Raw genomic sequence first — 25,802 nt, 5'->3', positions numbered from 1 at the left:
ACTGTTATCAGAACATCTTATTTCTTTATCCTATATTTTCTGCCATTGATTTCCGGCTTACCTTCTACTTACATCTGCCAAATCTATCTTCCACCGATTGTCTGTTTTCAACGGCTTATATTCCACTCACACCTGCCAGATTATTCAGTCTGTCATATATCGTCTGTCCCTCAAATATATTCCATACCACTTTGGTATCCGGTATCTTCTCAGGATCGATCGTAAACAGATTCTGATCCAGCACGATGAGGTTTGCACATTTGCCTTCTTCGATCGAACCGGTTCGGTCTTCTGCCTGATAGACGTAAGCAGCTCCGTAGGTATATCCTTTTAAGACTGTCGCCATATCAATGACCTCCCACGGATTCTGACCGGATATTCTTCCGTCTGCATCCTTTCTGGTCACTGCCGCATAGATTGTCTGAAATGAATCTAATCCCACAACCGGATAATCCGTTCCGACTGCAAATGCCGCTCCTGTATTCGTGATACTTTTCATCGGCCATTCATATCTGCACCGCTTCTTTCCAAGCCGCACGATCTTGTCATTATTGGACAGGATCAGATGATATGGCTGCATCGATGCTACGACATCCAGTTCCTTGAATCTCCTGATATCATCGGGATGAATATTTTCGATATGCTCGATCGTATTTCTGAGATCCTTTCTTCTGGTTCTTTTTTCCGCTTCCTCGTACATATCAAGCGCCATGCGCACAGAACCATCTGCGATACAATGAAGTCTGACCTGTATGCCTGCCTCATTTGCCGCAGTGATCTCCTCCTGCATCTTCGCTCTCGGCCAGAGCGGAAGTTTCTCCCCACAGGTATCCGGGTGGTCTGTATATGGCTCTAAGAGCAGTCCGGTATAAGTCTCCGTCACCCCATCAATAAACCCTTTTAAACCGGTGATCTGAAAATGTCTGGAATCCAGTTTTTCCTTCATCTCAAAGAACTTTTCAAATGAGGTATAGCCAAATAACTTCGTGTAGACATATACATTTGCATACAGCCCTTCTTCATCATCCAGCTTTTTCAGCAATTCATATTTCTTATAAGTCTCTTCTGTATAATCTTCTGCAAACATCTCACTTAAGCCTGCAACTCCGTTCTCCGCAAGTACCTGTTTGAAATGTCTGTGTATTTCTGTCATTTCTTCATCCGTAAAATCCATGAACTTTTCCATGGCGGGCGCATAGGCTTCCGGTTCGATCAACATTCCGGTAAGCTCTCCATCCGGGTAAGTCTCGATCATGCCATTTGCAAGACTCGGATTCGGTCTGATCCCGGCTTCAACAAGTGCTGCTGAATTCAGCCACATGCTGTGTGCATCCGCACATTCCAGATATACCGGAGTATCCGGGAAATATGCATCCAGACTTCGTTTGTCCGGCATACGATCCTCCGTCCAGTTCCCGATAAACCATCCAGTTCCGCGGATTCGCTTCTGTCCGGGATGCGCCTTTACATATGCTGCCATCTGCTCCACACATTCCTGTTCCGAATGGCAGGCATCCAACGTGTTGCATACATATTCACTTGCGGCTACCGCTCCGGTAAATATATGGGTATGTGCATCGATAAAGGACGGCATGACAAGCTTGTCACCCATATCGTATATCGGAACATCCGCCGGAACGGCATTTGTCTCATCATATGGCAGGAGCTTCTTTATCCTGTCATCTTTGATCCAGACAGCAAGCGGCTTACAGCTATCCGCCCGACCATCAAATACTGCCCGGCTCTTTATAATATATTCTGCCATATCACATGCCCCCTTTTACTCTAAACTATAAATCCACAGATCAGGAAGCCAACGATTGACAACATAGCTGCGATCATAACATATGGGAGCTGGGATACTGCATGTTCCATATTATCAATGCCTGCACTGTTCGATGACAGAAGCGTTGCATCACAGTAGAAGCATGCATGGCTTCCAAATGCACCACCGGAGATAATTGCTGCCATGATCAGAACCGGGTTTGCGGAGATTGCTGCGCCAAGCGGGAATACGATCGGTGCAACGACTGCACTCATGCCCCAGAAGGATCCGGTTGCAAAACAAAGCGCCGCAACAAGGATAAATGTGATCATCGGGAACAGAGAGCCTGTTAATAATGGCTGTGCAAGATCGATTATATAATCTGTCATGTTAAGCTGTTCTGTTACCTTCTGCAATAAGAACGCAAGTACCAGTAAGGTAAGGGTTGGAAGCATATCCGCAAATCCCTTTACGATCACACCAAAGAATTCATTTACAGCTATAACCTTTCTTGGAAGATACATCAGCATACAACATGCGATCGCAAGAACAACTGCCAGAAGAAGATCACCTGTGATAATGGCGATCGCTACAAGGACTGCCATCGGAATAACGAAATCCCAGATATTTCCGTCTTCTTCATAACCTGCACGGTTTTCATGATTGTACTTTCTGCTGGCATCACTGTAGACCTTGCCGGTCTCCTCTACTCGCTTATATGCTTTCTTCATACCACCAAGCTTTGGCATGATTCCCATACAGAATAAAAATACGATCAATAATATAATGATTGGATAAAAACAAAATGGAATGGCACTTAAGTACGCTTTCATACCGGAGGTGAATCCATATGCCTGTACACTCGGCTGATCAATGAACAGACTTGCATAGAAAACTGCCCATGTTGAAAACGGAAGAAGTACACAGACCGGAGCACCTGTGGAATCCAGCATGAACGCCAGTGTCTCTCTCGGTATCTTACGTTTATCGTAAACACCCTTCATACAGGCACCGATCGATAAAACGTTCAGATAATCATCTACAAAGATCAATATACCAAGTATAAATGTGGTAAGTAATGTCTTTCGCTCTGAATTACATAATTTGGAAACCAGCTTAGAAAAACCATAATTTCCCTTTGCTGTCTGAAGTAAGGCGATCAGGCTGCCGAACAATCCGCATACTACAACGATCCAGACATTTTCCGAAATCGTCTCCTGAAGCATCGTACACCATTGTGTCAGAAATGAACCTTTAAATAAAACTGCCGCGCCGACCAGAGAACCCCCGATCATAAATTCTTCGCAGCGATGTGTCAGTATCGAACCGACAATTACGATCAGCACTATTAACAGTGCCACCAAGCCATGTGTCATAACCATTCTTCCTTTCCGTTTTGTATTTTTCCTTATAAAACAACAAAAAGCGCATCCGCAATGCCTTATAGCATTGCAGATACGCCTTCGTATCAACTGCTTTTAGTTTACAATTTCATTTACTTATTTACAATTATTATATATGATAAGTTTCTACTTAATTTTAATTACGTCTAATCCTTATTAATCACTGATAAACTTCTCACGTACCAGTTCTGCCAGATACTTTGCAGTATTTTCTACACCGAGCAGACTGCTGTTGATCAGGATATCACAATGATTGATGTCTCCCGGCTTATATCCGGCATAATTCATGTGATAGGAATCACGCGCCTCATCAACGGCTACGATCATCTTACGGGCTTCATCGATTTCCAGTCCCATCGAATTCACACAATTCTCAACACGATCCGGGTACGGAGCATAGATGAATATATTCATCACATTGTCCATCTCGCTTAAAATAAAGTCAGAGCAACGTCCAACGATCACGCATGAGCTTTTCTCTGCAAGAAATCGTATGATATTCTGCTGTGCATCGAAAATATCATCCTGGGTACTGTTCGTGCCACCGCCAAGCGGAAGTACCATTCTGGAAAACGGATTCTTGAAGATCTTCTTTGCGCTTTCTTCTTCTTCGTCTACAACAGAAGCGGGAAGCTTCAACTGCTTGGCTGCCTGATCCACGATATCTCTGTCGTAATACTCTATTCCCAGTTGTTCTGCCATCAGTTTTGCGATTGGTCTTCCAAGACTTCCGAACTGTCTCGTAATTGTTATAACATATTTTTTATCCTTCATCCGCAACGCTTCCTTTCTCTGATCTCTTTTTCGTTTTATAGCTTATCTCAATTCCCTACTGTTTTTCAATTATTAATTTGAGGTAAATGCTAATCATTTTCGGTAGTATATACTTGAAAACAAGTATTTTGTAATATATAATTGTATTTATATAACTTTCGACCGGATGGCTTGCTATGCAAATGAAGCAGTCTTGGCATCTGCCTGAAAATCAACATCATTTCACGCGAAGGAGACCCACAATGGAAAAGAACAACTTTCTGATCTATAACGATATCGTATATACGCTGTACCAATGTAAATCCTATGAAGCACTGAGAGATGAATTTCTCCCAAGACTTCGCCTGCTGATCCCATTTACTTATGCGAGCATTATCTCCGTCAATCCGGAAAACCGAACTGAGATCGTACCGACTCCGGTCTGCTTTCCTGATTATTTCTATGAAGCAGAACTGCTCTACATCGATCATATGAGTGAGGATCATCTGCTCTGGATCAACAATGTACGGGAATCCCAGCTTGTAAGAGAAAGCGATCTGGTAAATGATGATGTCCGTCTGAACTCTTCTCTCTATCAGCACTGTTATCAGAAATTCCATGTCTACGATTCCTTACAGTACAGCATGATCTGCAGTGGAGAATTCTCCGGTATCCTGACGCTGTTTCGTACCAAGATCGATGGGGATTTTACAGACGATGATATGTTCTTCTTCCGTTCTCTTGGCAAGCATATCAACGTAACCTATGAACAGATCCTATATCCGGAAAAAGAGAAAGGCCATACCGCTCTTGCAAACCGTATCCCGGCACTTGCAAAAGGCTATGACCTTACTCCACGAGAGACAGAGATCCTGTCTCTGATCTTTTCATTTGCAAATAACGATGAGATTGCAGCCACTCTCGGGATCAGTGAGAACACGATCCAGAAGCACTTACAGAATATTTTCCGAAAGACCGGAACCTCATCAAAATGGGATCTACTCCGTCTTTCTTGATTCTTCCGGATAGACTAAGCCCCAGTTCTTTCGAAGGTCTGTCATGATGTTCATGACATCTCCGGTAAAAGGCATCTGCATCCGGCTTACATCTCCGGACTGTACCGCTTCTTCCATATCCCGCATCTCATATTCAAGCGCACGCTTTGTTTCACCGGCTTCTACCGGTGTAACTGCTCCGCTTGCAGCATCTACGATAATCGCTTTATCAGCTCTTGGATATTCCATGATCTCGATATACCCTTTTTCACAACTGATCATTGCACGCTTTGGCTGCTTTGAATGCATGGACAGCGTAATAGCTGCCATCTGTTGTTCTTTATTCATCAGGATGATGCTTGCCTGCTCATCCGTCCCTGTCGGCGCGAACCGCACCTGACTCATCACCTGATCCGGTGTCTCTGCCATAAAGCTGCGCATCAGACTGAGTGCATATACTCCGATATCAAGCAATGCACCACCGGCAAGATTGATGTTAAAGAAACGATTATTCATATCATATTCTTTATAGCTTCCAAAGTTCAACTGTATCATCTGAACTTTTCCGAGTTCACCGGATGATACGATCTCCCATAATTTCTTATATAATGGCATATGCCAGATCGTCATGGCTTCCGCCAGTATCACATGATGCTTCTCTGCAATCTGCAATGCCTCATTTAATTCATCACTGTTCAACGTGATCGACTTCTCACACAATACATGCTTGCCGTTTGCAAGTGCCTGTCTCAGGAATTCAATGTGGGTATTATGCGGCGTTGTAATATAGATAATGTCGATCTCCGGATCTGTAAACATCTCATGAAAATCATCATATACCTTTGTTACATGATATTTCTCCGCAAATGCAACTGCCTTCTCATGGGTACGGTTTCCTACCGCATATAAGGATTTACCCATCTGTTCCAGCGCCTGTGCCATTTCATTTGCAATTACACCTGTACCAAGTACTGCCCATCTTAATTCTTTTGCCATTTCTTCTTCCTCCTGTACAAAAAAATGTATGATTCCCTGTATGTACCCGTATCCCCTGTGTTCTAGTTCTCTGCTACGATCTTACCGTTGCAGATCGTGTAATGAAGCTTTCCCGGAAGTGTCCAACCAAAAAACGGTGAATTCAAGGCTTTGGAATGGAAATGTTCAACGGTCCATTCTTCATTTTCTCCAAATATCACAATATCAGCCGGCGCTCCCGCCTGGATGCTGCCCGGTGTCATCCGGTAGAACTCCATCGGGTTCTTACTCATCAGCTCCATAAGCTTCATAAGTGTGATGTAGCCCGGCTGTACCAGTGAACGGATTCCCAGTGCCAGTGATGTCTCAAGGCCTGTGATCCCACTCGGTGCCTGTGCCATCGGACGTGCCTTTTCTTCTGCACTGTGCGGTGCATGATCGGTTACGATCATATCGATCGTGCCGTCCTGAATACCTTCAATGATCTTCAACCGGTCCGCTTCTTCTCTGACCGGTGGGTTCATTCTTGCCATTGTTCCATAGGTCAGAACTGCATCCTCTGTCAGTGTAAAATGATGTGGTGTTGCTTCTGCATGAACATCCGCACCAAGCTTCTTTGCCAGCCTTACTAACTCAACGGAATTTCCGGAACTGATATGCTGAATACAGACAGATGCTCCTGTATGAAGGGCAAGGATACAGTCTCTTGCGACCATGACATCCTCTGCTGTTCTGGAAGCCCCACCATAGCCAAGCTGCTCGGATACGGCTCCCATATTCACACCTGCACCTTTTACAAATGCAGGATCTTCTTCATGCAGACTAATCGGCAGATCAAGCGCTTTCGCACGAAGCATTGCCTCCGTTAAGACTTCTTCATCCATGATCGGGATACCATCATCTGTAAATCCGGCAGCACCATGTTCTGCCAGCAGTTCCATATCTACAAGTTCTTTTCCCTTCAGATCCTTTGTAACGGTCGCCGTCTGGATCACATGGATCCCAGTCGTTTCCCCTTTTCTCTGAATATACTCAAGTGTCTCTACATTATCAACTGCCGGCTTCGTATTTGCCATACAGATAACCGTCGTAAATCCGCCATAAGCGGCAGCCTCTGCTCCGGTCTCGATGTCCTCTTTATAAGTAAAGCCCGGATCTCTGAAATGTACATGTGTATCGACCAGCCCCGGTGCAACCACCAGACCTTCCGCATCGATCACGCAAATATCATCTGTACCATACTTTTCCCTGCATGCTTCCGGATCTATCTGCTGTTCCACTTCTGTGATCACCGCACCATCAACCAGCACATCCAGCTTCCGATCTGTATTTGTCACAGGATCAACGACCCTGCCGTTCTTTATTAATAACATGCAATATCCTCCTGATATATACTATCCGCAGGCATGTGCCATATCTCACTTCCATCCTGAGACTCTCTTTACGCTATACCTGATCCACCTGCCTGCAATGCCAGTTTACCACAACCTGTCTTTTCAACACAACCGCCTTTTTGCTCTTATCTTATATCTGCTGTAACATCTTAATTATATGAACGCAACAAGCATTTCCGGTTCTTACATCATAACTGGTATTACTTCCACATAATCCCCCTGCATGAGACACTCACGAAGTTTTTCGTTATGCGAAACACATTGCCATCGTCTGCGGGTGCTTGTTTGAGCTATAATACTGGGCGAAAAAGAATAATTGCGAACTTCTCAGCTTAAATTATGAATGAGCTCGTTGAATTACCGAGACAGGGGCATTTGAGGTCGCCGGTCCTTAGATGGCGCATATGCGGCATCTTAGTACCGCTGCAGACCGAAACGAGCGAAAGCGTCCCCTGCTTGGTAATATCAAGCGAGCTCATTCACATTAAAACTTATATGTTCGCAATTACTACTCTCTGTTCTTCAGCACTTCAGCAGGCACCATCTTGCGGATTCTGCGGATCAGCAGATGGTTGATGATGAAGTACAGGATCAGGATACCTGCGAAGATGGCAAGGTACATCCAGAATGGGAAGGACTTGTCGATACCGCAGGCAATATTCGGAACAAAAGCAGGCTCATAAGCCACATCCATGATCCATTTGGTCAGTGGAATCGAAATCAATGCTCCTATCGTTATGATATAGAAATTACCATCCAGATACATCTTCTTCACTTCCTTATTCCGGTATCCGAAGATCTTAATCAACGCAATGTTGAAAGAAGACCGATCTATCATAACCTTCATCATCAGATACATTACAACAATGAAGATCAGAACAGATACTCCTCCAATTGTAAGGATCATTCCCTGCATTATATCCGAGAAGATACCGGCAGCCTTCTTCACATCGGTCTTTGTCGTTGTTGCATATAATCTTCCGGTCTCGACATCGAGTGCATGGTCGGAAAATACAACATTGAAATAATCCTCCGGTTCGTCGAATAACTCAAGCGCCTTGTCATATGGCATAAATACCATAAAGGATGGAGCATACTGCGCAACAGATGCGATCTCAAATGCATAGATCTTATCTGCTTCATCATCCTTTAGTGTCAGAGTATCACCAACATCCAGGCCGTATTTGTAAGCGATCGAAGAACTGATCGCAACCTTACTGGATGAATCTGACAGATTCACATCAAAGAACGGATTATTCTCTGTCAGTCCCATAACTGTTATGTCAAAGTTGTAACCGTAAATTTTCTTTTTCAGTGTCTTTGCATATGCCTCATATCCACCTTCCGGAACTTCCTCTGTCGGATATTTGTAGGTATACATATACTCATACTTTGTATCATTTACATAATCACGATTTACATTCGCACAGTAAGTATATATCTCCAGTGACATCATCGCCAGCAGAAGACTTACAAACATTCCAAATACTACCGTAAATCCGGTACGGCTCTCACGAAGCATCTGGCGGATCTTGAACAGATTCATGAAGCTCATATTTCCAAGCCTTATATCCTTACCATTACCAACCTTCTGCTCATTCCTGATCATTGTAAGAACCGGCTTCGACAGCCTCTTTCGGATAACCAGTGAATTAACGATTATAGAAATAACCGGTGGAACCACGATTCCATAAATGAACAGATATGGCATATAGATAACATCCAGATCCGGAAGGGAATAATAGTTGTAGCAGTCCTGCATCTGGATCGGCACACCAAGGCTTGAATATCCAAGCAGTGTTCCGATCAGACCTGAAACAAATGTGATCACAGTCGGAAGTGTTACATAATGTGCCATCAGATTCTTTCTCTTTACCCCAAGTGCATATAACGCACCGATAACGGCACTTTCCTGATCGATCGAATGTACAACGAACACTGATAATACATAAGAGATCAGGATCAACAGGATCGCACCTGCGATCGTACCAACGCTCCGGTATAATTCCTGATCACCAGAAGCCGCCTGAATTCTCGCATTATCCCCTGCCTTTACAAAAGTCATAAGGTTCTGTGCATCCTCTGAGAAGATGTCATCGATCATATCATCTATCTCATCCTTTAACTCCTGAATACCATCCAGCAGTTCATTGGAACCATCTTCAGCTTCTTTTGTTCCGTCTGTATATTCTATAATTCCATCTTCAAATGCCTTAAGCTCCTTTAACTCTTTTGCTCCATCTAACAGCTCCTGAATACCATCTGTCAGATCGTCCTTCTTTCCCATCGTACGATCCCAGTATTCCTGAAAAAATGGATCTTCTACATCTCCGGATGTAAATTCCAGCTCCTCCAAGCGGTCTTTTAATTCATCATCCGTCATAGCACCATTTAACCGGTATGCATAATAATATTCCTCTGACTTTATACTTTTTTCTTCCGCACGAAGTGTATCGTATACATCAGCTGCAACAAATCCCGTACCAAAATGCAGGCAGTCGCATCCGGTATCTCCCAGAGATTTTAATACGTTATCATAATCCGGTGTTGTACCGATTCCGGTAACGGTAAATTCCCGTCCGCCAAATGTAATCACATCACCTGCTGATATATCATTCTTCTCTGCAAACTGGCGTTCTACCACCAGCTCATTTCCCTTTTCTGCAAGTGTGCCCTTTACCAGATCGATCCTGTTGACCTCATCCCTGTTTGCAAAGATACGGATCGTGTGATCTTCGTCAATCTCATAGTCCATATAGAACTGTGGCTCGATCGTCACTCCATCCGCCTCCAAATCTTCCATTTCTTCATCCTTCATCGGTACAAACAGTGAAAAATCTCCATCCTCAACACACTGTCTGCTGTCAGCATTCTCACTTCCGCGAATGATCGTTTCTGCCGCACCGACCAGACTGACTACCAGATACATGGCAAGTATGATCAGAAGGGACAATGCCAGATATCTTGGAAGGTTGCTTTTGAAATCTCTCCAAATCCTTTTTCTCAATACTTTCTGCATCTTATAAATCCTCCAATTCTGCTGCCGGTACCTTTGTCTCATTGTAATAATCTTTCCTGATCTGACCATCCTTTACGATCACGACCTGATCGACCATATTCTTAATGGAATTATTATGCGTTACGATCAGCATTGTCGTTCCATAGGTCGCATTGATCTTCTCCAGAAGGATCAGGATATCCCTTGATGTCTTGGAATCGAGTGCTCCAGTCGGTTCATCACATAAGAGCAGCTTCGGATTTTTGATCAGTGCTCTTGCGATCGCACATCTCTGCTGCTGACCACCTGACAACTGTGCCGGAAACTTATTCTGATGCTCTGTCAGTCCCAGTATCTCAAGCAGCTCATCCATATTAAGCGGCTGATCTGTCAGATATTCACAGATCTGTATATTCTCCCGCACGGTAAGGTTCGGTACCAGATTATAGAACTGGAAGATAAATCCCAGATAATCTCTTCGGTAGTCAGATAATTCATCTGCTTTCATGCCTGCGATCTCGGTTCCGTCTACCTTGATCGAACCGGATTCGATCGTATCCAGTCCACCGATACAGTTCAATAACGTAGACTTACCGGAACCACTGGTTCCCTGAATGACACACATATCGCCCTGCTTTACCTGAAGGGATACTCCCTTTAAAACCTGTATGTAGCTTCCACCTTCTCCATAACTTTTTTTTACATCTGATACCTCTAAATACATACTCGCTTCCTCCTGTTATTTTTTCGCTTACATAACACCGTTATGTTGTTATCATTTTTTTAGCTATGCAAAATAAAATTTCACATAGCTTTTTGTTATCTATTCATCTCTCTGAAACAGTGCATACCATCCGGCAAGCAGATATTTCAATATGTCTCCCAGATGGGCAACTGCTTTTTCTTCATCGGATTCATGTGTCAGCAGATGGACAAATGCATCGATCTGCATATGTGCCATCCAGTGTATCGTATAATCATCCGGTGCAGCAACTCCACACACCTTTGCCTGTGCGTCTGCCAGCATCCGGTAATTCTTCTCTGTAAATGCCACAAATTCATCAATACATCCTGCAAGACTTGATCCCTGACTCTTTGTCAGCAGAAGCTGTACCCGGTCATAATTCTGATACAGTTCATGAATGATCCGCCGGGATGCATAGATGTCATCGCTGAAATCATCCTTCCCCTCCTGAAGCTCGCCTTTTACCTCCTGCAACTCCTGCTGCATATGTGCTTCCATCATCGTACGGATACTTCCAAGCACCGGTGCCACCAGTGAAGCAAATATATCATCTTTATCTTTAAAGAAGAAATATAATGCACCGGTCGTCACACCTGCATTCTTACAGATATTACGGAGGGATGCGCCCTGATAGCCCTTCTCCATAAATTCATGCTCTGCACTTGCAAGCAGTTTTTCTTTTGTCTCCCGATCGTCCTTCATCTCATCTCACCACCAGTTTTATTCCATTTCAACATATGAATAGTCATTCACATAACATCGTTATGTTACATCTAAACTGTATATATGTCAACCTCTTTTTTATATAATAGCCTCTGTATTTCCGGCTAAACATTAAATCTGCCTGACGCCTTTCCATGCTGCAACAGGCATTTCCGGTTCATATAACATAATTGCCGTTGCTTCCGTATAATAAAACCTCTACATGACGACATTCACGCAGTTTTTCGTTATGCGAAACACATTGCCAACACCTGCGGGTGCTTGTTTGAGCTCGAAGAGCGAGTTAGCACGGAGCAGGTGTGAATCAGGCATGTGTTTCAAATAGAAAAACAAGTGCGTCTCATGTAGAGATTTTATCAAGAGGAAGTAATCGGCATATTCAGAATATAAAACCGGAAATGCACTTAGTACACATTAAAAGGGCTCCGGCATATATTCAAGGATTGATTCATTGAAAAACATGCGAAACCGGAGCCCCTATGTCAAACTATATTCTTTTTTCCTACTTCGGATGTCCTAACAAGGTATCCTTTTGTCTTAAATCGTAAACAAAATCCAACCAATGCTTTTTATAGGGCAAACGATTTTCATTTATTAATTATTTGCTGATTGAATCGGTCTTGATGATAAACTTAACACTACCCTTCATATCATCTGAGATTCCACCGAAGGATTCATAAGCTTCACCGGCCTTGATGACCTTATCGCACTTTTCTGACAGAGAATCCAGATCCTTTTCTGCGTCATTTACTGCATCAACGATCTTATCTGTACCATCTGATAACTGCTTGCTGCCATCCTTTAAGTCACCACTTGCATCTGTCAGCTTTGATGCGCCATCCTTTAATGTGCCTGCTCCTTCTTTCAGAGTATTTGCACCCTTTGTAAGGCTGCCTGCACCACCATTCAACTTAACCATACCATTATACAGATCAGAAGTGCCTGTATATACCTTGCCAAGGCCTGTGTTCAGTGCTGATGCACCAGTTGCCAGGGCGTCTACACTCTTCTTCAGAGTTGTGATCTGTCCGGAGAATGAACTCAGCTTGCCAAGTACCAGATTCGCACCATAAGAAAGACCATCCTGATATGCTGTTGCATATCCTGACTTATAACCTTCTACATAAGCTGTACCATATGCAGACTGATAAGCTGTACCATACGCACTGCCATAACCTGCTGTGAAAGCATTGGTATATGCTGTACCGTATGCTGTGCTGTAGCCGGATGTATAAGCTGTGCCATAAGCTGTACCGTAACCGGATTTGTAACCGGAACCATAAGCTGTACCATATCCTGACTTATAAGCTGCTCCATATACATCACCATATGCAGTTGCAAACGCTCCCTGTAATGCAGCAAGTGTTGCATCATCCGGCTGGGAACCTGTCATCTGTGCATATGCGGATACAAATTCCTGGAAATAAGTTGCAAACTGACCAGATGCTTCGGATGCTACTGTTGATGATGAAGGTGCTGCTGCCTGTGCCTCTGCTGCTACCGTAGAAGCGGAAGGTGCTGCTGCCTGTGCTTCTGCTGCAACTGTATCAGCGGAAGGTGCTGCTGCCTGTGCCTCTTTTACAACGGATTCCTTAGAAGGTGCTGCTGCTTTACCATTCTTCTGTGCCTCTGCTGTTACAGCATCCTTATCAACACCATCCGCAATCTTATCCTTGTTTGCTGTCAGGTTATTTGTAATATTCTCTGTGATCGTGCTCTTGATTGCTTTCTTTTCTTTATCACTTAATTCTGTCTTGGTTGGAAGTTCGATTCCCTTTACGGCTTTGTTTAATGTTGCAAGCCCGTCGCTGATCTGCTTGGAACCGGATAAGATACCATTTTCACCTTCGAATGCTGCTTTTAATGTGCCGGCACCTGTTGTTGCAGAATCAACACCCTGTGCCAGAGTTAAGGAACCCTGATATAAGCTGTCCGCGCCATCCTTTACCTGACCAATACCATCGGATACGGAAGATACACCATCTGTATATTCTGTAATTCCTTCAACGAGGGAATTCATACCATCGCTGTATGTGTCGATCAGTTCGTTGATATCAGATTCAGCATCCTTCAGATCCTTGTTATCGCTGTCCTTGGATAAGAATCCGGTAGAAGCAACTGTCATTGTCATGTCCAGAGAGAAATCTGTACAGTCTGCTGTAACCTCAAAGTAATCCGGAATCTCAACATCTAATTTCTGCAGATCCAGGCTGTCCTGAAGACCAGGCATACCCATACCAACAACGATACTGTTGTTTCCATCATTTACAACCTGACCATTCTCAACCTTGATATTTGAGAATTTGTCATTGGATAAGATCATACCGGTTGCCATCAGGAAAGGAGTATATACATCTCCACTCTTTGAATTATTGACATATTCAAATCTCATCTTTACCTTGCCGCTCTTGCCTGCCAGCTGATCCGGTGTGATCTCCTGATCATCCAGATAATAAGTAACTTTAACTTCTACAGGAACCTGCTCCTCTGACTTGCCCTGATAATAAATGGAATTGCCATCTGCCTTCCATACAAGTTCTCCATTATTCTCTGTAAATGTCTCGTCGCCTTTTACATTCTCGATATCAGTCAGGTTACTGCTATCCTTAATGGTTGCCTCACCATCTGTGTTCTTTAACCACTCACTGACGATAACGTCCTGCTTATTACCTGCTGCATCAGCAATAACGTAAACGGTTTCATCTTTATCACTGTCTGTATTCTCGGAAAGTCCGACAGAATTCTCAAGTACATCTGACAATTCTTCATCGCTCTTACTCATGATCTCCGGGTTCTCTAATGTCTGTACATCTCCTGTTGCTGTACTACCACAGCCTGTAACGGATAACATCATTGCACCACTCAGAGCGATCGCCATAAATCTTTTTCTTGCTTTCATATTTTTATAACTCATACTAATTACCTCCTAATTTACTACTGCCGGTCAGCAGGACCATTGGAATCATTATTTACATCTATATATTTATCATCGTCACTGTAACTGTCATCAAAATCATAGTTATCAAAGTTTCCGGATTTCTTCTTTGCAAATGGTCTGTCTTCATTCAGGAAATCATCATCATCTGCCGTTTTCTGTTCCGAAGCCGGATCAACATTTCCCGCTCCGGCATAAGCTACTTTCTGTTTGCCGGTAATACCCTTGAATCCGATTGTTGTATGGATGATCAGCTTATCGAATAACATCAACGCTGCAGGAAGCAGGAAGATGACGACAAACATACTGATGATAGCTCCTCTTGCCATCAACGTACATAAAGAACTGATCATATCGATCTCTGAGTAACAGCCAACACCGAAGGTTGCGGCAAAGAAGCTTAATGCGCTTACGATAATGGAAATCATAGATGTCTGAAGTGCAACTGTAACTGCTTCTTTCTTAGCAAGGCCATTACTTCTCTCTCTCTTATATCTTGTTGTCATCAGGATCGCATAGTCAACGGTAGAACCAAGCTGGATCGTACCGATAACGATGGATGCGATGAATGGTAATGTTGTATTTGTAAATGCAGGAATACCCATATTGATAAAGATTGCAAATTCGATTACACATACCAGAATGATCGGAAGTGATACGGATTTGAAGACGAATAATATGATCAGCAGGATAACACCGATGGATACGGTACTTACTGTGTTAAAATCCTTATCTGTGATCTCGATCAGATCCTTTGTACAAGGAGCTTCACCGATCAGCATACCCTTACTGTCATATTTGTGAAGAATCGTATTGATCTCATCACACTGTGTATTTACTTCATCACTTGCTACTTTGTATTCTGACATGACTAACATCAGCTTCCATTCGCCATTGTCAAGCTTGGATTTCAAATCCTGTGGAATCATACTCTGTGGAATCATAGGACCAACTACAGATTCCAGACCAAGTACAGTCTTAACACCCTTGACAGTCTTAATTTCTGAAATAACTTTATTAATACTCTTTTCATCCAGATTGCTGTCAAGCAGGATCATATGTGTAGAGTTCATATTGAATTCTTCTTCCAGCTTCTGGTTTGCCTGAATACTTGGAAGATCCTCCGGTAATGAGCTGTCGAGGTTATAGTAAACATCTGTATGTGTATAACCATATAACGCAGGAACCAGAAGGATCAGGAATAAGATATGGAAGATCCAGTACTTATTCACGATAAATTTGCTAAGCTTATCAAACTTAGGAAGTAAAGATCTGTGACAGGTCTTTTCAATCGGCTTATCAAAGATCAGGATCATGGATGGGAGTACGGTTACACAACAGATAACACCGATAACGACACCCTTTGCCATAACGATACCAAGGTCAAGGCCTAAGGTAAAGGTCATGAAGCACAGTGCAACGAAACCTGCTACTGTTGTGATCGAACTACCGATAACAGATGAGAAGGTGGAAGCGATCGCATCTGCCATAGCTTCTTTATTCTCTTTGCCATTTACTTTTTTCTCTTCCTGATAACTGTGCCACAGGAAGATCGAGTAGTCCATCGTTACACCCAACTGCAGGACTGCGGTAAGTGCCTGTGTTATGTAAGAGATCTCTCCTTTAAATACATTTGTTCCCAAGTTATATACAATCGCCATACCGATACTTAATAAGAAAAAGATCGGTACGAGGAAGGAATCCATAGTCAGTGATAATACGATCAGCGATAAGATAACTGCTATGGTTACATAGATTGGAACCTCTTTATCACACAGATCCTTGGTATCCGTAACAACGGCTGACATTCCGCTGATGAAACACTGCTTACTTGCAAGCTTTCTGATCTGAGTGATCGCTTCCATTGTCTCATCGGAAGACATTGTTGTTTTAAAGATAATTGCCATCATCGTACAATCATCATTACGATATGCCTCTCTGATATCTTTCGGTAAAATCTCATCCGGAATAGAAATATCCATAATCGAGTCATACCAGATTACAGAATCAACATTGTCTACCTGTTCCATTTGTTTTTTTAATTTGACGACATCTTTATCGTCCATCCCTTCTACCAGGCACAGGGAGAAAGCACCCGTTCCGAAATCATCCGCCAGAATGTCCTGACCTTTCATGGTTTCGATATCCTTTGGTAAATATGAAAGTACATCATAGTTTACTCTGGTTTTCAAGAAACCAATCGCTGCCGGGATCAAAAGCAGGATACTGATAATTAAGATCGGTACACGAAGCTTTACAATCGCCTTTCCAAATTTGTTCATAGAATCAATCCTTTCGTTAATACAAAAAATGAACGGAAACCTTTTTCTTGTTTCCGTTCATAGAATATGATTATTTTGTTTGTTTGTAATTATACAAGATTTTAGGGTTGACAATTTTTTTGACATTTATCCGGAAATGTCAAAACGAATTCTAAAATAAGTATAAAAAAAGCCTGAATACCTGATAAATTCTATCATTTTCTGTACTGTCTGTACACCAAGGTCTGCCCGGCTTCTGCTACTGTCTGTCATGATCGGATATATAGACTGCCTGCTTACACTTCTCAAGCATCTCCCTCATATAATCAGCCAGCTTCTCCGGTGCCATCTTCATGCCACCCTTTGCCCATTCAACGATAATCCCACAGATCCCATATGCGAAGAACCGGGCAAATATACCACGTTCCTCGTTTTTCAGATGAGATTTCTCGTCTAACTTATCAATTGCCTCTTCAAAGGTCTGTTCTGCAACCTCAAGCATATACTGGATAATATAATCCTCTGCATGTTTGATCGTGTTAATATAGAACTTTTTCTCCTCCTGCATCTGTGTGAGGATCGCGCCTAATTTCTCATCCCAGTTCTCTAAGGATATGTCCTCCATATTAGGAGCAAATAATTCATTAAAATAGATCCAGACCAACAGTTCGTATTTATCTTGAAAATGATAGTAAAATGTCTGTCTCTTGATTCCGCATCGGTCTGCAATATCACTGATCGATATTTTGTCATATGGTTTCTCTTTGGTCAGTTCTTTTGCACTTAATGCAATCGCTTTCTTTGTAAGATTTGATTCCGGCATATTCGTATAACTCTTTCTATATAATAATATCCCCATATGTCTAAAATGCAGATTTTCTTCCGCACCTGAAACACATGGAGATAGTATAGCACATCTATTATAACTCGGGCAACATGTCTTTCATGCTGTTTAATCCGATCATCAAGGTTGATGTATTATGCAGAAGTGCAGATGTTGTCGGTGCGATCACACCCGCAACTCCAAGCACGATCAGCCCGGTATTAAACCCTACGATAAAACGATAATTTCTGTGAATCCGTTTCATAAGAAGATTTGCAAGTATCTTCAATGTCACGATCTCATCCAGACTGTCCGCATCGATCGTAATATCTGCAACCTCTCTGGCAATCTCCGCACCATCACTGATCGCGATGCCTGCATCTGCTGCTGAAAGTGCCGGCGAATCATTGATACCATCACCGATCATGATAACCTTTCTGCCTGCTGCCTTCTCTCGATCTACAAATGCAGCCTTATCCTCCGGCAGTACCTCTGAATAATATTCATCGACACCGACATGCTCTGCGATCGCCTTTGCAGTCCGTTCACAGTCACCGGTCATCATAACGACCTTGGAGATTCCAACCGACTTTAACCGTTCTACAATATCTGCAGATTCTTCCCTTAACGGATCCTCAATCAGGATTGCTGCCGCAAGCTCGTTATCGATCGCCAGATAGAGGTGGGAATATTCCGCCGGAAGATTCTCAAATACTTCTTCCATCCCATCCGGTATCGTACATTTTTCGTCCTCAAATACAAAATGATAACTGCCGATGATCGCCTTGGAATCCCCAATTGTTGTCGAGATTCCATGCGCTACGATATATTTTACTTCTGAATGCATCTCTTCATGATCCAGATTTTTTCGTTTTGCCGCATCCACTACGGCTTTTGCGATTGAATGTGGAAAATGCTCTTCCAGACAGGCAGCGATACGAAGCAATTCGTTTTCATTTGTTCCGTTAAAGGAAACGACTCCCGCAACTGTAGGCTGTGCCTTTGTCAGTGTTCCGGTCTTATCAAATACGATCGTATCCGCTTCTGCTACCGCTTCCAGATACTTTCCGCCTTTGACTGTAATCTTACGGTTTCCTGCCTCACGGATCGCCGATAATACCGATACAGGCATAGCAAGCTTCAATGCACAGGAATAATCAACCATCAGGATCGCAAGGGCTTTTGTTACATTTCTTGTAAGCAGATAGGTAAGTATCGTACCGCCTAAGCTGTACGGCACCAAACGGTCTGCCAGATGCTCCGCCTTGCCCTCCAGATTGGATTTCAGTTTCTCAGACTCATCGATCATCTGCGCAATCTTCTCATATCGGCTGGAACCGGATACCTCTTTTACTTCTATTATGAGCGAGCCTTCTTCTACCACTGTTCCGGCATATACGACATTTCCTGCCGTACGTCTGACGGATACGGATTCTCCGGTAAGTGATGCCTGATTCACCATTGCTTCACCATCACAGACAGTTCCGTCAAACGGAATGATCGTTCCGACATTGACAACGACATGATCTCCTTTTGCAATCGTATCAGAATCAACCAATATCTCGTTATTCTCTGTCTTTAACCACACTTTTCCGACATTTAATGACATCGTACGTGCCAGGTCATCGACCGACTTCTTATGTGTCCACTCCTCAAGCAGTTCACCGATTCCGAGCAGGAACATGATCGAACCTGCAGTCTTCATATCCCCTCGTAAAACAGATACTCCAATGGATGTTGCATCCAGCACCGGAACTTCGATCTTGCCCTTTGTCAGAGTCTTAACGCCTTTCCAGATATACTTAACAGACATCAGACCTGCATAAGCTGCTGATATCGGATATGGCAGAAGCCACTTTCTTGCATAATGGAAGATAATCTTATCGACCAGCTTCTCCTGATACATCGCATTCGTCTCTCTGCCGCTTCGTTCCAGATAACCATTTGGGACTTTTACATCTTCATAATGAAATCTGCGAAGTCTGTCGATAATGATATCCGGATTTCCCGTATAACAGATCACTGCATCCGCCGTCCGGTCATACACCTTTGCCGAGCTGACCGGTTCAAAAGACTCCAGATAATATAAAAGAATATCAGCTTCTTCATATGACATATGATTCTGACACATATGCACACGCAGTCTGCCCTTCATCTTATCTTTTATTATGAATTTCAATTCAGCTCATCCTCTTATCTAAATTTTTCTTATGCCTCTACTGCTTCTGTATTTTCTGCTGCAGCTTCACATGCGCACTCAGCAGTTTCTTCTGCTGTCTCTGCAGGAATATCTTCTACAACGACATCTTCTTCTGCTTCACGATCTGCATTGATCTGCTTAGCGCCCTGGTAAATGTCATCTACATTTTCCTGAATGGTTGTAGCTGTGTTCATAACACACTTCTTTGCACGAAGAGCCGCTGCTGTACAGTTTGTGTAAACCTTCTTTGCATCCTTGCTTGATAATACCTTGATACCTGCCGTACCAAACAATAAACCTGCTGCAAATATTCCAACTTTCTTAATATCCATGATAATTTACCTCCTGATTGTATTAATATATTTTGAAGCACATTATAGCATCATTTCTTTTTTTTGCATGTATATTATCATTTTATTCACATATTTTTTACATCTGATCATTCGCAAACATGTACACTTGTTCTACTCGTGAACTATCATCTTATGTTGTCTGTAAAACCTTCGATAAAACATAAATCCTACTATAGTAGTGATTACCTCTGTAATCGGGAAAGTCAGCCAGAAATACACAAATCCGAATCTGGAAAACAGATATCCAAGCGGTACAAATAAGAACACCGTTCTCATAATGGTTAGAAATGAACTCTTAAAGGCTTCGCCGGTTGCCTGCAAAAAGACCGGATAAATCTGCGCACCTACCATCGGTATAAAGCTGATCCCAATAAATCGGAATCCCTGCACTCCGATACGGATAACTTCGCTGTCCTTCGTAAACACAGAAAGCATAGGTTCCGGAATAAATTCAAAGCATAACGTTCCGATGAACATCAATGCAATTCCCCATATAAAGGCAACCGTCATCGTATGTTTACAACGATCAATACTCTTTGCCGCATAGTTATAGCTAATGATGGGTACAATGCAGGTCTGAAGAGCACCCAGTGGTATAAAGAAAAATGTCTGCCATTTGTAATACAATCCAAGTGCTGTCACTGCCTCATCGGAAAATCCTGCAAGGATCATATTTAATCCAAATATGTAAAATGTATACGTTGCCTGCATGATGATATTCGGAATTCCAAGCGCATAGATCCTGCGGATATCCTCTGGATATTTGCAAAGAGACGGCGAACGATGAAATCCCTTCTTCATAACAAGAAGTGCCGCTACAACCTGTCCTGTGATCGTTGCAAATGCAGCTCCTGCTATTCCAAGCTTTGGTATACCAAAAAGCCCAAAGATCAAAATCGGATCTAACACAATATTCGTGATAGCTCCTGTGATCTGTGCGATCATCGGTGTCTTCATATCTCCGTTTGCCTGAAGTACCTTTGTCCATATGCTCTCTGTAAACAATCCAATGCTGCCCACGCACACAATCCTTCCGTAGGTAATTACATCAGCAATTACTGTATCCGAATTTGTCTGCAACCGTGCATATGCAGGCATCAACAGATAACAGCTTACTGCAAATAAGATCCACATAATGATCGCCAGACTAAAGCCGATGCCTGCTACCTCATCCGCCTTCTTATACCTCTTTATTCCCAGAAAATGTGCAATATTTGTATTGATTCCAACACCGGTTCCAACTGCCAGTGCGATCATCAGAAGCTGAACAGGATAAATGATCGATAACGCCGTCAGACCGCTCTCTGAGTATTTCCCGACAAATAAACTGTCTACTATATTATAAAGAGCCTGTATCAACTGTGCCAGCATGACAGGCGGTGCGATTTTAAAAAAGATCTTATTGATCTTTTCTGTGCCGTAAAAACTACTGTTTGTTTCCATCTCTGCTGCCTCCTGCCTCCTGCTCTACACAAGAAGCCAATATTTCCTGGTATTCCTTCATAAGCTCTGTCAGCATCTGCATCTTCTCATAGCCAAATCGTTTTACAGATGCTTCTTCTATAGAAGCTAGCGAACAGAAAAATATCTCTGCATATTTCCTGCCCTTCTCTGTCAATACAAATGCTTTTTCCCGTCCTTCTCCTTTTTCCGGTTCCAGAATCAGATAGCCCTGTTCACGCATCCTTGAAATTACATTATGTATCGTCTGACGCGGAAGCAGATAATTGTCACATACCTGTTTTTGAGTGCAGTATCCGTTCTCGCGTATCGTATAAAGTACCAGCATCTCATTATAATTAATGTTGTGTCTGCGAGACCAGTCTGCATACACTCCACGCAGCTTTATGATACTGTGATTGGATGCATTTATAATCTGCAAAGTCTTTCGATCCATATTATTATCTTCCTCTCTTTCATAATCCCAAATGGGATTATAACAGAAATAAAAGCACTGTCAATCCATATTTTCTGAATCGCGTACAATAATTCTGTACCTTTATTTAAAATCAGATTATGGCATACCAAAACTGCCGGCAGATTTTTATCTGCCGGCAGCCGTCTATTTCAGAAGTTCTCTTAATACCTCTTGTTCCCTGTCTTCCAATATTCCCCCAGTGTAAACTATTCTGTTAATGTACTACGCCCTGTCCTCAAGGTCAAACGTAATTTTTATCAAATATGTCTCTTTGTTTTCTTCTTGCAACCGTTCCGTTAGTTCCCGTACGATATTCTTTTCCTGCCCCTGCCATTCCGATGGAACAACCATATCAAAAACAAGTTCTTTCTTTCCACCATGAGTGTGTACGCGGAAATCATGGATTGTTATTTCTGCATCTATTTGCTGCAGGATAGTAAGTACCTGATGATGCATCTGATCAAGCTCTGCATCGTCCGTAATAACCGGATCATAATGAATGACCATATGCACACCAAATCGGTTCAGACATTCCCGTTCGATGCGGTCAATCTCATCATGACACACCATTGGATCGATCTTCTTATCGATCTCTACATGAATACTTGCATACTGTCTGCCCGGTCCATAATCATGTACCAACAGGTCATGGCAGCCAAGTACCAATGGGCAGCTGCTTATATATCCAATAAGCTGTTCCCGCAAACCGGTATTTGCACCTTCTCCAAGAAGCGGAGAGATTGTATCCTTTGCAAGCGAAATTCCACTTACAATGATAAAAACAGATACCAGCCCACCCATAAGGCCATCTATTTTCCATCCGCTGATATGTTCTACAACTGTTGCGGCAAGAACTGCAGCTGTTGTCAGCACATCATTTCTGCTGTCTGCGGCTGCAGCAAATAAGGTATTTGACTGAATCTTATCTCCCATCTTACGATAAAAGAACATCATCCAGAGTTTTACCAGGATCGAACCGATCAGCACAATGATCATCAGCATGGAAAATTCGATTGATGCCGGATGGAGCAGCTTGAGTACCGATGTCTTTGCCAATTCAAATCCGATCACAAGGATCATAGCAGCCACAACCAGACTTGCCAGATATTCAAATCTCGCATGTCCGTATGGATGTTCTTTGTCTGCCGGCTTCTCTGCCAGCTTAAATCCGAGTAATGTTACAATGGAGCTTGCTGCATCTGACAGATTGTTCAATCCATCTGCAGTAATTGATGTAGATGCGGCCAACTTTCCGATCACAAGCTTGCTGCCTGCCAACAGCAGGTTACACAATACCCCTATGAAACCGGTCATCTTACCGACCGCTGCCCTTTTCTTAGAATCCTGATTTTCTTGTGCCATAATAGTTACCTCCGCATATATAAGATAACTTTATGCAACGCAATTAATAATCTTTCCATCAGATTTATAGAATTATCTCCGACCGGCTGTAGCCGGAATAATAAAAAACCTGCGGAACAAATAGTAACTACTGTCCCGCAGATCATAAATTCATTCTTTATCTGCTGCCACCCTGTGTGGCCCGGCCCTGTGGTCATCCCACCGCCTGCTCAGTTTGTACTGTAGATTGATATGCAGTGCAAAAAGTATTGATACATTATAGCATGCGGTTACCCATACATCAAGTGCCGGTTTCTGATATTTTAAAGGATCTGCCACCGGAAATCTGTTTCCGGCGGCTTATCCTTATTTGTACTCTGTATTACTTGGATGCGGCAGGATTTAACTTCTTGGTCTTGATCTCATCCTGAAGCATTGCAAGGAACTCATCCATAGGAACAGTTGTTGTCTTCTGCTCACCATGAAGTCTGTAGCTGACAGTCTTATCATTTACCTCATTCTTACCAAGGATGATCAGATACGGAACCTTCTCAACCTGGGCAGCTCTTACACGATAGCCAAGCTTCTCTGCACGTTCATCGATCTCAACACGGATGTTGTTGTCATCTAAGAAATCATACAGCTCATGTGCATATGCATTTAATTCCTCATCCTCATTCTTTACAGGAAGGATTCTGGCCTGTACCGGTGCTAACCAAAGTGGCAGATTTCCTTTTGTCTCCTCCAGAATGTATGCCATGAAACGATCTAAGGAACCAAGGATTGCTCTGTGAAGAACGACAGGAGTCTTCTTTGTACCATCCTTATCAATATATGTCAGGTTGAATTTTGCAGGAAGACAGAAGTCAAGCTGGCATGTAGATAATGTATATTCATTTCCGATCGCCGGCTTAACATTTACATCAAGCTTTGGACCATAGAATGCTGCTTCACCGATCTCTTCTGTGTATTCGATACCGATATCATCCAACACTTTACGGAGTGCGTCCTCCGCTGTATTCCACATCTCATCGTCATCATGATATTTCACCTTATCCTCAGGATCTCTTAAGGACAGAACACAACGATAATCTGTGATATTGAAATCCTTATAGGTGTCGAAGATCAAGTCAACAACCTGCTTGAATTCAGATTCAATCTGCTCCGGTGTTACAAACAGATGGGCATCGTTCTGACAGAAATGCCTGCCTCTCTCGATTCCTTTTAAAGTACCACTGGCTTCGAAACGGAAATCATGTGCGATCTCGCCGATACGAATCGGAAGATCTTTATAGGAATGCATTTTGTTTGCATAGATCATCATATGATGCGGGCAGTTCATTGGACGAAGCACGAAAGACTCACCCTCAACTTCCATTGCAGGGAACATATTGTCTTTGTAATGATCCCAGTGACCGGATGTCTTATAAAGATTTACCGTACCAACACAAGGAGTCATAACATGACGGTAGCCAAGCTTTCTTTCCTTGTTCTTGATATAATTTTCAAGCTCCTGCCATACGATATAACCCTTTGGAAGGAACATAGGAAGTCCACGTCCAACCAGATCATCTGACATGAACAGATTCATCTCTTTACCGATCTTTCTGTGGTCACGGTCTTTTGCTTCCTCTAATAACTTCAGATGTTCTTCCAGTTCTTCTGCTGTAGGGAAGCATACACCATAGATTCTCTGCATTACATGGTTCTTGGCATCACCCTTCCAGTATACACCGGAATATTTTACTAACTTGAAGTTCTTACATAATTTTGTGTTATCAACGTGTGGTCCGCGACAGAGATCTGTGAAATCTCCCTGATCGTAAACTGTAATATTTCCATCCTCTAAGCCTTCGATCAGATCCAGCTTGTAGAAATCATCCTTGAACATTTCAAGTGCTTCTGCCTTTGTAACTTCACGTCTGTAAATCTTCTTGCCCTCTTTACAGATCTTCTTCATTTCTTTTTCGATAGCTGCGATCACATCATCGTTTACAACATCATCGCCAAGGTCGATATCATAATAGAAACCTTCTTTTACAACCGGTCCAACCCAGAACTTTGCATGTGGATACAAATGCTTTACGGCCTGTGCCATAACATGGGCGCAGGAATGATTGAGAGTATTTAATCTCTCGTCTGCTTTAAAATCTACCATTTTCTTGTTTCCTTTCTTTTACCTGAACTGACATCCCACCCGATGGTACAATGTCCGATAAT

At 42.7% G+C, this 25,802-nt stretch carries 18 protein-coding genes and 1 riboswitch; of the genes, 1 reads left to right on the top strand and 17 read right to left on the bottom strand.

The genetic code is table 11. The features are described from left to right. Window positions 1-115: 115 nt before the first annotated feature. The 3 genes from WKT03_RS12185 to WKT03_RS12175 form a co-directional block, all read right to left on the bottom strand. The gene (locus WKT03_RS12185; protein ID WP_340392278.1) at window positions 116-1,765 is read right to left on the bottom strand and encodes an amidohydrolase; all 1,650 of its coding nucleotides are present in this window, start codon (window positions 1,763-1,765) and stop codon (window positions 116-118) included. 20 nt (window positions 1,766-1,785) lie between these two features. Further along, window positions 1,786-3,141 (bottom strand): Na+/H+ antiporter NhaC family protein, encoded by a 1,356-nt coding sequence (locus tag WKT03_RS12180; protein WP_117785683.1) that lies wholly within the window; start codon window positions 3,139-3,141, stop codon window positions 1,786-1,788. A 183-nt stretch (window positions 3,142-3,324) separates the two neighbouring features. Further along, a complete protein-coding gene (locus tag WKT03_RS12175; protein WP_021944939.1) occupies window positions 3,325-3,942 on the bottom strand; it encodes a cytidylate kinase-like family protein in 618 nt (205 codons plus the stop codon). A 242-nt stretch (window positions 3,943-4,184) separates the two neighbouring features. On the opposite strand from WKT03_RS12175, the gene WKT03_RS12170 reads away from it, so the two are divergent. Then, window positions 4,185-4,937 (top strand): helix-turn-helix transcriptional regulator, encoded by a 753-nt coding sequence (locus tag WKT03_RS12170; RefSeq protein WP_161117541.1) that lies wholly within the window; start codon window positions 4,185-4,187, stop codon window positions 4,935-4,937. Here WKT03_RS12170 and WKT03_RS12165 read toward each other — a convergent pair. The 14 genes from WKT03_RS12165 to thrS all read right to left on the bottom strand — a co-directional run bounded on the left by WKT03_RS12165 (window position 4,920) and on the right by thrS (window position 25,740). Further along, window positions 4,920-5,912 carry a Gfo/Idh/MocA family protein gene (locus WKT03_RS12165; protein ID WP_117822093.1) on the bottom strand — a complete coding sequence of 331 codons (993 nt, stop codon included), beginning with the start codon at window positions 5,910-5,912 and terminating at the stop codon, window positions 4,920-4,922. The two genes, WKT03_RS12170 and WKT03_RS12165, sit on opposite strands and share 18 nt — an antisense overlap. A 62-nt stretch (window positions 5,913-5,974) precedes the next feature. Further along, window positions 5,975-7,264: a dihydroorotase gene (locus WKT03_RS12160; RefSeq protein ID WP_340392274.1), complete on the bottom strand. Its 1,290-nt coding sequence runs from the start codon at window positions 7,262-7,264 to the stop codon at window positions 5,975-5,977. A gap of 529 nt (window positions 7,265-7,793) precedes the next feature. Beyond that, on the bottom strand, window positions 7,794-10,304 hold the full coding sequence (locus WKT03_RS12155; protein WP_340392272.1) for an ABC transporter permease: 2,511 nt from the start codon (window positions 10,302-10,304) through the stop codon (window positions 7,794-7,796). A 1-nt stretch (window position 10,305) separates the two neighbouring features. After that, window positions 10,306-11,007 carry an ABC transporter ATP-binding protein gene (locus WKT03_RS12150; RefSeq protein WP_021944944.1) on the bottom strand — a complete coding sequence of 234 codons (702 nt, stop codon included), beginning with the start codon at window positions 11,005-11,007 and terminating at the stop codon, window positions 10,306-10,308. Window positions 11,008-11,106: 99 nt separating this feature from the next. Next, window positions 11,107-11,730 (bottom strand): TetR/AcrR family transcriptional regulator, encoded by a 624-nt coding sequence (locus WKT03_RS12145; protein ID WP_021944945.1) that lies wholly within the window; start codon window positions 11,728-11,730, stop codon window positions 11,107-11,109. Between the two features lie 619 nt (window positions 11,731-12,349). Continuing rightward, window positions 12,350-14,665: a hypothetical protein gene (locus WKT03_RS12140; RefSeq protein ID WP_117785679.1), complete on the bottom strand. Its 2,316-nt coding sequence runs from the start codon at window positions 14,663-14,665 to the stop codon at window positions 12,350-12,352. Window positions 14,666-14,685: 20 nt separating this feature from the next. Continuing rightward, window positions 14,686-16,968 carry an efflux RND transporter permease subunit gene (locus tag WKT03_RS12135; protein WP_021944947.1) on the bottom strand — a complete coding sequence of 761 codons (2,283 nt, stop codon included), beginning with the start codon at window positions 16,966-16,968 and terminating at the stop codon, window positions 14,686-14,688. 238 nt (window positions 16,969-17,206) lie between these two features. Continuing rightward, on the bottom strand, window positions 17,207-17,770 hold the full coding sequence (locus WKT03_RS12130; RefSeq protein WP_021944948.1) for a TetR/AcrR family transcriptional regulator C-terminal domain-containing protein: 564 nt from the start codon (window positions 17,768-17,770) through the stop codon (window positions 17,207-17,209). 97 nt (window positions 17,771-17,867) lie between these two features. Beyond that, entirely contained in the window at window positions 17,868-19,949 is a 2,082-nt protein-coding gene (locus tag WKT03_RS12125) for a heavy metal translocating P-type ATPase (protein WP_117807183.1), read from the bottom strand. Between the two features lie 29 nt (window positions 19,950-19,978). Beyond that, window positions 19,979-20,302: a DUF6110 family protein gene (locus tag WKT03_RS12120; protein WP_021944950.1), complete on the bottom strand. Its 324-nt coding sequence runs from the start codon at window positions 20,300-20,302 to the stop codon at window positions 19,979-19,981. Window positions 20,303-20,434: 132 nt separating this feature from the next. After that, window positions 20,435-21,766 (bottom strand): MATE family efflux transporter, encoded by a 1,332-nt coding sequence (locus WKT03_RS12115; protein ID WP_021944951.1) that lies wholly within the window; start codon window positions 21,764-21,766, stop codon window positions 20,435-20,437. Beyond that, entirely contained in the window at window positions 21,750-22,220 is a 471-nt protein-coding gene (locus tag WKT03_RS12110; RefSeq protein ID WP_021944952.1) for a MarR family winged helix-turn-helix transcriptional regulator, read from the bottom strand. Before WKT03_RS12110 ends, WKT03_RS12115 begins: the two co-directional genes overlap by 17 nt. A 243-nt stretch (window positions 22,221-22,463) precedes the next feature. Beyond that, window positions 22,464-23,603, bottom strand: a complete 1,140-nt coding sequence (locus WKT03_RS12105) for a cation diffusion facilitator family transporter (protein ID WP_262530048.1) — start codon at window positions 23,601-23,603, stop codon at window positions 22,464-22,466. Between the two features lie 128 nt (window positions 23,604-23,731). Continuing rightward, a riboswitch (NiCo riboswitch) is annotated at window positions 23,732-23,826 on the bottom strand. A gap of 138 nt (window positions 23,827-23,964) precedes the next feature. After that, the gene (gene thrS / locus WKT03_RS12100) at window positions 23,965-25,740 is read right to left on the bottom strand and encodes a threonine--tRNA ligase (protein WP_021944954.1); all 1,776 of its coding nucleotides are present in this window, start codon (window positions 25,738-25,740) and stop codon (window positions 23,965-23,967) included. Window positions 25,741-25,802: the final 62 nt, after the last annotated feature.

Source organism: Coprococcus sp. HCN-4056, from assembly GCF_037892645.1.
GTDB lineage: Bacteria > Bacillota > Clostridia > Lachnospirales > Lachnospiraceae > Coprococcus > Coprococcus ammoniilyticus.
Note: the sequence above shows the minus strand (reverse complement) of the source record. Positions and strands in the feature narration are given on the sequence as shown.